We start from the raw sequence: 9,289 nt of genomic DNA on the forward strand, positions 1-9,289 counted from the left end.
CTATTGTCGATTTAAGAAGTTGGGTTTAGTGGTTTTTACAAGCGCTATTTGATCCATTGTTCCAGCAAGAAGAACCTCCAAGGCTTCCATGGCTTCGGGGGGTTCAATGGAGCCTACGCCCACCTGCGCCATCCTGTCCTGATAAGCTTTGGCAGCAACCACTCCAACACTGCCCCAATACCCCCAATTCATTACTTTTACCACACATGGCCATTCCTGAGACAGCCGACTCGCAAAAGCATCCTCAAACGCACAGCCGGAGGCATAGTTGCTTTGTCCCGGAGATTTAGTAAATGCTATCAAACCAGAAAAAAATAAGACGAAATCCAAGGGTTCTTTTTGAAAGACCTGGGCCATCCGCACACTCACATTAACCTTAGCCGAAAGTGCGTTATTGAAGCGTTCTTCATCCATGTTTGCCAGGCTTTTATCCAACAGTACAATTGCAGAATGAACCACCCCATGAATCTGCGGGTATAATTTTTTAATCTTCTCATAGGCTTGCTGTAAAGCCTTCTGGTCAGTTGCATCTGCTTTGATATATTGCGGAGAAGGCCCCAAGCTTGCCAGCCTATCCAGCTTGGCCTGTATGGTTGCATCTTTTTCCCGTCTGCCAATCCAGATAACATGGGCCTGATATGTGCGAATCATATATTCAGTCCAGACTTCACCGATACCTCCAGCGCCACCTATCACTACATACACACCTTCCGGCCTGTACAGTGTCCGCTCTGGTGCAGGGATATGAAGTTGAATTAACTGTTGCCGGTACCATTCCTTGCCGCGGTAAGCTAAAATGTCTCCTTCAGGGTCAGCAGGCAGGTTAAGAATATCGTCAATCGGCCAATCGGATTCGGCATTCAAATCTATAAGGCGGACCTTCCAATGGGGATATTCCTTAGCCATTGAACCAATCAATCCATGCAGACTGGCATGGGTTGGGTTTATCGTTTCATTTTTATGGACAGACTGGACTTGAACAGTGATTAAGCTCCAGCTTAAATCGTTATCCGCATAACCCAAACCAAGCAGAGCCTTAATTATTCTGAAAACCTGGAGAACACCCTCATTCTGATCCGTAATGAGGATATCGTCCGAAATTGTTGTTACGGGTTTATAGGGGGCAATCCATATAATATGATCAATGGCACCACGTGCCAGTAGTTTCTTGGATATTATTTCTATAGTATCCCTTGGCTTTATTTCCAAAACCTGTGCATCAGGATAGTATTGCAAAACAGCACTCCTGCTGTCTTCTCTTCCTCCAACAATCACTACCCGTTGAGCCTTGGCAGAGAAATCCCGACCTCCTTCTACCGCGATTACATCCCACACAGGGGTCATCATGATGGTTTCAGATTGCCAAGAGTCCCCCCCCCGCATCCTGGTTGAGAACCCTTTCATCCGTATACAAACTCTTCCTTGATCGTCACATAAATCAATATCAAGTTTCTGTACTTTGTCTCCGGCTTTAGTACCGTTACTGTATCGAAGCAGTACCCACATTGTGGAAGAACAACCTCGGAAGATTTCCATCTCTTGCAGGGCAAACGGGAGGGACATCGTCGAGGGGACATCCCCTCCGGACTGTATCCTGCTGTCTGGTGCAAGCAATAAACCTATTGATGCCTGCAAAGCTGAATCCATTAAGCTGGGATGCATGACAAACTGATCTCCGGTACCGCAAACGGATGAAGGTAATGAAATTTTAGCCAATACCTTGTCTGAACCAAGATATACTTTTTCCAATCCTTGATATCCCGGACCATAATCGAACCCCATCAGGCTAAAAGCCTCATAGCATTGGGCCGATGAAAGGACACCCCGGTCACACTCAGACTTTATGGCCTGAAGGTCCATGCGTTGACCTTCTCCAACCGGGCCGAGCATCGCAACCCCCTGGCTGTGTATTACCCGCTCGGTGTCGGCCTCATCATGCTGGCTGTAAATTACGTAGGTAATCTCGCCGTTTTCCTCAGGATAGAGTCCGATGTGTACCCGGGCAGGATTATGCCGCACAGTGATAGGGTGCATCCAAACGATATTTTTCAGACTTATCTGTATCTTCTGACCTTCCAAGGCTCCGGTTACCTGCTCAACAGCAGCGCGAGCCATCTCCAAATAAGCTACCCCTGGCAGGAGATGCTGCCCCTGCACCACATGATCTGCCAGTAAAAACTCCTGGCCGGTAAAGGTGGATGTGAACCTCTGTTCAGAAAAATCCGAAGTGTTTTGATGTAACAGAGGATGAATGTAGCCTGTAATCGGTGGTGATGCGTTAGGGGTAGTCTCTGTCTCCCGTACCCAGTATCGCTCTTTTGCAAAAGGATAAGTCGGCAGGCTGATGCGCTTAATCCTTTTTCCGCCGAAAAGCCCGCTCCAATCAATCTCATAGCCTTGACAATAAAAATCTGCCAAGGCAAACAGCATTTCCTGATATTTGCTCCTGTCACACTGTAACGACTTGCTTTGTTTGAGCATATCCTGGGCATACTGTTGTACCACATTTTGGCCTTTAAAATCCTGTGGGACTTTTCCCTTGAACAGGTTCGGCAGTCTTTCCCTGCTGCCTGCCTGTTTCCATACGTATATAGCATCGTCGTGGTCCTGAATAACGATGGCACAGCGATGGTTGAAGTGCTGACGCCCCTCAAGCCCGGTGTAGCTTATCCTCAGCAGGTCCTGTCCCTTGTTTTGCAGTACTGTAATCATGTCCTGTATTTTTTCCTGCAGGGCATCCTCGGTCTTGGCCGAAAGGACAAGAAGATAGTACGGGGGCTGCTCCTGAAATGATCCGGTGTCTTTCCCGGAATAGCTCCTGACAACCATGTGGACGTTGGTGCCGCTCATTCCAAATGCGCTCACTGCACCAGTACGGACTTTGCCATCTCTCTTTGGCCAGGGTTTGGCAGCCTTGTTGACATAGAAGGGGCTTTCTTTCCAGTTGATATAGTCATTTTCCTGTTCGCAGTGTAAGCTGGCAGGAATCGTTTCATGGCGTAATGCCTCCACCAGGCTGATTAGACTGAGCAGTCCGGATGCCGCAAAGGTATGTCCGAAATTGGTTTTCGTTGAGGTAAGTGCACAATAGCCTTGTTTGCTTGTATAGCCTTTAAAGGCATCATACAAGGCATTGATCTCAACAGGATCACCGAGCCTGGTCCCGGTACCATGGGTTACAATGTATTCTATTTCTTCCGGGTTCACTTTGAACTGATCGTAGACCGCCTTCAGAAGGCTGGTCTGGGCAACCCCGCTTGGAGCGGTGATTCCGTTAGTTCTGCCGTCATAATTGACAGCGTTGCCCTGGATGACGGCATAGATCGGGTCTCCGTCTGCTTCAGCCCTGGATAACCGTTTGAGTACTACTGCAGCCACCGCTTCTCCAGGGACCAGGCCGTTAGCCCGCTTGTCAAACGCAAAGCACTTGCCGTCCGCAGACAGCATACCGGCCTGGCTCATCCCTATATACGCCTGTGGTGTGAGCATCAGATTGATGCCCGCGGCAATAGCGGTATCACACTCGTGGCTGCGCAGGCTCAAGCAGGCTTGATGAGCAGCCACCAAACCGGAAGAACAGGCGGTATCAATCGCCATCACGGGGCCGCTGAGATTCAGGAAGTATGCCAGGCGGGCAGCCAGAATTGCGTTGTTGTTGGATGTTACACTGGCCTTTTCTTTGACAAGCAGCTGGTAGTCTCCCTGTTCAACACCCACAAACATTCCGATCCTGTTTGTTTTAATCTGTTTGGCTCCGTATCCGGCATCCTCCAGTGCCTTCCAGGCTTCCTGCAGCAAAAGCCGCTGCCTTGGGTCCATGACTTGCGCCTCTCTCGGTGAGATTTCGAAAAACAGGGAGTCAAACTGATCTGCATTGGATATAAATCCTCCCCATCTGGAATTGGTTTTGCCATCTTCCTGATGAGGGTCTCCATAATACTTTTGCCAGTCCCAGCGGCTTGCAGGTATTTCTGTAATACATTCCCTGCCGTCCTTCAGGTTGTTCCATAGTCCCTCGACTGTGTCGGCTCCCGGGAACCGCCCGCTCATCCCTATGACAGCAATGGGCTCCGGAACACCTTGGGGGGTGCTCCCTGCGGCAAACCGGAATCTTCCGGCTCTCTGCCGGGATGAAGCTGCTGCTTGCGGTTCTCGTTGCAGAACGTCCTGCACAGCAGCATCCTCCCGATAAAAATCCTGAATCGCTTGTTGATGCTCTGTAAAAAAGTATTGTGTCAGTCTTTCAATGGTGGAATGTCCAAAAAACACGGCAGGGGTAATTTCAATTCCATAATGACCGGTTAATATGGTTGCAAATTCTGCTAAACTAAAAGAATCAAAGCCAAAATCCGCAAAGTTTTCCTCTTTGTCCAGTTTGTCCCGTGAAATTTTTAGTACATTCCCGGCAAGTTCTTTCAAGTCCCACTCCAAACACTGCTCCAGGCTTAGCCCCTTCATCTCGGTTCGTCTTCCCTTGCCTGAAGGCTTGTATATGTCAGGGGTCTGTGCTGGGGATTGGTTCCCGGCAAGCCCTAAAAAGCGGTGCACCCGGCTGGGCTGTCCCGCCAGTACCAGATGCTGTATATCGTTCTGCGCCAGTAAGCGGTCGAACATGAAAATGCCCTCTTCGGTTTCCAAAAAACGTTGTCCGCTGGATTTGAGATACATTTCAGCATTATCGCCTTCTTTGGATCCCATTCCGCCTTCCTTCCAGAGCGGCCAGTTAATGACAACCGTCTTGCCGGGCTGCTGATTATTACGATAATGCCCATAAGCCATCAGAAAACGGTTGCCAACGGCATAGTCGCAGGAGCCGAAATCACCCAGTATTGCTGCACTTGAAGAGAAATAACAGATAAAATCAAGGGGTTCCCGGCAAAGTAGCTCATCGAGTATGATCGTTCCCTTGATCTTGGGTCCCAGCACCTCTTCAAAGCTTGAAATGTCCTTGTCCAGGATGCTTCCTCCCCCTGCAAGCCCTGCCGTGTGCACGACTCCCCGTATCTCCCCGAAGCGTTCCTTCGCCTGACTCAAGCCTTCCTTCATGCGGGCCTGGTCACAGACGTCCGCCTGCAGGTACAATACCTGGCCGCCTAAGTCCTCCAGTATTTTTATCTTCATTTGTTTTTTTTCATCCATGGGGGACCGACCGGTCAGTATGAGATTTGCGTGCTGCGTTTTTGCCAGATGTCCTGCAAGCTGGAGTCCCAACCCGCCGCAGCCGCCTGTAATGAGGTAGGTTCCTCCAGGCTTCAGCAGGCTGTTTCCCGGCTGCATTTTTGTTGGACGTATCCGGCAAATATACCGCTTGCCCTCCTGGTACAGGATACTTGAGTTTTTTGGGGTCGGCATCTCTCTCCAGAGCTTCTGCAGCCAGTCCTTTATATCCGGTTCCCGGTTTTCTTCGCTCTCCTGCATGATTGCCGCAATTCGGGTATCTGGCATAACAAGCCCCAGGGAGCGCTCAAAGCCAATCCACGATTCAAGGTGACACCGTTCCAGCATGTCCTCATATTGAGCAGCCAGAAGGATGTGGCTGGGTTTTAGTTTTGAGAAGGAAATTCCCTGCAGGATATGTACGATACAGGAATAATCCCTTATATGTTTTTTGTCCTCCAAAGGCCATAGATAGAGGACGGCATCTATATTTCCATAATCCTCACGTATGCTCTTGAAGGCATCCTTATAGGTGTCCGGGTCTTTGGGTGATATGTGGTAGGCCTGTTCGGATTGTTTGCGGTAGCTGGTGCTTTGGGAGATGAAAATCACCCTGGTCTGCCCGTCAAGAGCCTGCACTGCTTCAATTGCCGCTTGCTGCTTTTTAGAATCCGAAAGAAAACAGACCATGGCTTTAATCCTGGCTGAAGAATTGTCCGGCAATACCTGCTCCTGCCATGTTTCTTCAAAGGTCATCAGTTCAAAGGCTTCCTGTGCTTCCTGAACCGGGTTGCTTTTTGATGCTGCATGATCCAGCTTCCGGCCGGTAAGTGTTGAAGCGGACCTCTTTTTAAAGAGGTGGGAAGTATTTTTATGCACGGCTGGAGTGCTCTCAATGTCAGGCATCCAGTAACGTTCCCGGGCAAAGGGATATGTGGGCAGGCTGATACGGCAGGGTTTGGTCTCTCCATAGAGTTTGTTCCAGTCAAATATCAAGCCTTTGACCCAGAGATCTACAAGTTTTACATGCTTCCCTTTAACGACCCAGGCCTCAATAGCTTTTTGCATATCCTCATCCGCTGTAAAAACAGCCAGGGTCTCCCTGTTGTGCTTGACCTGCCCGCGATACATATCAGGAATGTCATCCTGACCTTCCAGAAAGCTCTTTAATTTCTCCTCAAGTTCTTTGATACTGCCTGCAATCACAGCCAGACGCTCTTCCATACCTTCGCGTCCCACTTGCAGCGTATATGCAATATCGGCAAGGTCATTGTCGGAGAACCCCTGTGTCCGAATGGCGCTCAAGAGTCGCTCTACCTGCTCGCGAAGACGGTCTGTGTTCCTGGCAGACAGCACGACAATAGCCGGATTCTCATGGGTGACCTGGATTTGAGGTCTTTTTTGTTTTGGAACGTATTCCTCAATCACCACATGGGCGTTATTTCCTATCATACCAAAACTACTTATGCCTGCACGCCTGGGAGTACTTCCCTCTGTTTTCCATTCCAGAACTTCAGTATTAATGTATAAAGGGGAATCCTCTAATTTAATAATTGGATTCATTTCTTTATAATTAGGCATTTGGGGAATCTTTTTATGCTTCATCGACAAAATGACTTTTAAAACACTGGTTAATCCCGCGGCTCCTTCCAAATGCCCAATATGAGCTTTTGCAGATCCTATAGCGCAAAAATTCGTTTTTGAAGTATGTTTCCTAAATGCCTTTTGCAGAGAACTAACTTCAATTGGATCACCTAAAGCTGTTCCAGTTCCATGGCATTCTATATAACCTAATGTTTCAGGGGAAATATTGGCGTTTTTCCATGCCTCCAGAATTACTTCCGTTTGCAGTTCGGGACGAGGAGATGTAAGATTATTTGAACGTCCCCCATGATTGATTGCAGTTCCTTTAATAACTGCATGAATGTTATCCTGGTCTTTGATCGCTTTGGATAACGGCTTTAATAAGACAGCTACAACACCTTCACCGGGAACATAGCCATCTGCCTGTTTATCAAAGGAATGACATCGGCCTGTAGGAGAAAGTGCTTGCATACGTGAGAAATATACATGGTGCAATGGACTGAGCAATAAATTTATACCTGCTACAACTGCCAGATCACATTCCCCTGTTTTCAAGGCTTGACAAGCCAAGTGCATTGCTGTTAAGGATGATGCGCATGCGTTATCCAATGGAATACTGGGACCATGCAAATCGAAAGTATAAGAAATGTGTGCACTTAATGTCGACATTGAGCTACTTACATGTTCATAACTTGTTATGGGGATTCTTTTCCTTACAATTTCATCCCAATACTCTTGAAAGCAAACTCCTGTATACATCCCTGTTTTGCTTCCTTTAATTTGATTAATGTAGCCCGCATCTTCCAACACACCATAAACAACTTCCAATAAAATACGAACTTGTGGGTCCATCCAAGTGGCTTGCCGAGGCGAAATATCGAAAAATAAAGGATCAAACTTGTCAACATCTTCAATAAAGCTACCCCATTTTGAATATGTTTTATTATCAGCATGTCGGTTTTCATCAAACCATGGTTGATAATCCCAATGACTCATTGGGATTTCGCTAATAAGATCTTTGCTATCCACAATATGCTTCCAAAAGCTATTTAGATCAGGAGAACTAGCTAATCTCCCATCCATTCCAATAATAGCAATGTCATCTTCCGAGTATGAGTATGCATCTCTCAGTTTTGATTCCTTCAAAGCAGCTTGCTGCCTTTGAACCAAGGTGCTTTTTATAATGTTATTAGCTTGCTCCTGAGAGAAGATAAGATCGGTTGACTGTTGTACCCCAAAATAAGCAGCAAATTGGGCTGATTGTTCCTCTGCAAAATAACTGCTGAGCTCTACAATATTTTGATATTCAAAAAATACGGTTGGAAGTAATACAAATCCTATTTCTTCTTGTATTTTCTGCGAAACAGCCATGATAGTCCGGGAATCTGCACCCATTTCCATAAAGTTTTTATCTATACCGGTTTCTTTTCTAGATATACCCAATACTTCTGCAATTGTCTTTTTTAAATACTCTTGTATCTTCTCCTTTATGGGAACTGAGTTATTACCAATTGGCTCATTAGGTTTTTTATGTAAAACCACTGTAGAGTCTTGGGTATACTTCAAGTTTGGCGAAGAAATATTCACAGAACTTATTCCCAAAAATGCTTCCCTGGAAGGAATACGTTTTGTACAAAGCTGTTTAACATTAATTATCTGCTTCCCATTTTGATTGTATACTTTACAGTTAAATTCTTTAATCTCCGAATTTGATTTGATTAGTTCTGCATAACAATAGAGCTTGCCATATATATCTTCTGAAACCCCATTATTAATCTGAAGTTCATTAATTACAAATGGAACCCAATGGTGAATGAGGGGATTGTCCGGGTCAACTGCAAAAGTAGAAGTGACATGTATCGCGTCAAATATAGCAGGGTGGCATAAATAGTCTTTTGCCTCTTCTTTCATCTCAGGGGCCAATTCAATTTCACTGAAAACGCCCCGGCTTAACACATGTACTTTCCTTACACTAAATAGGGTATCACCGTAGGTGTCTTGTGTTGCTGCCTTGTAGAATATATCGCTGGATATTGTTTTTATAGCAAGACTTATCCAATCTGAAATAACAATAGTTTCATCCAGTCGCATAATATTGTCAGCTATAATTTGGCCACTTGCTGCAACAACCATCTTCTGAACTGATCGTTTAAAATATTGGTTTTCAAACAAGATTGACTTGTTTTGATGTTTTAATACTACATCTAATTTAACTGTTTCCGAAGGCAAAACCTGAATTGGATCTAAAAAGATGATATTACTTAAAGCCATATCACATTTCTCAGACATTTGGACCAATGCCTGCAAAACCAAACTGCAGTGCGCAACACCCATTAAGATTTGATTTCCAAATATCTTATGGTCTTTCAACAAATTTTCATCATAAACAAATTGTTTTCCAAAGACAACCTCCCCAATTTTGTTTTCTTTGTCACTGGTTGTCATATTCTTCTGGTATTTTAATTTTTTTATTTGATCTATAGCATCCTTATCTGTTATTTTTCTTTCTTTTATTTCGTTAAATAATTTATTGAATTGATCAGCCATC

The 9,289-nt window shown here is 45.8% G+C and carries 1 protein-coding gene; it reads right to left on the reverse strand.

The genetic code is table 11. From position 1 onward, the window contains the following. Window positions 1–9,288 (reverse strand): SDR family NAD(P)-dependent oxidoreductase, encoded by a 9,288-nt coding sequence (locus P0092_RS11535; RefSeq protein ID WP_276186893.1) that lies wholly within the window; start codon window positions 9,286–9,288, stop codon window positions 1–3. Between the last annotated feature and the right edge of the window lies 1 nt (window position 9,289).

Source organism: Ruminiclostridium papyrosolvens DSM 2782, assembly GCF_029318685.1.
Taxonomy (GTDB): Bacteria; Bacillota; Clostridia; order Acetivibrionales; family DSM-1351; genus Ruminiclostridium; species Ruminiclostridium papyrosolvens.

What these genes read in the sequence shown, in the direction of transcription:
- P0092_RS11535 (WP_276186893.1), bottom strand. Translation starts at nt 9,288, where the DNA reads ATGGCTGATCAATTCAATAAATTATTTAACGAAATAAAAGAAAGAAAA.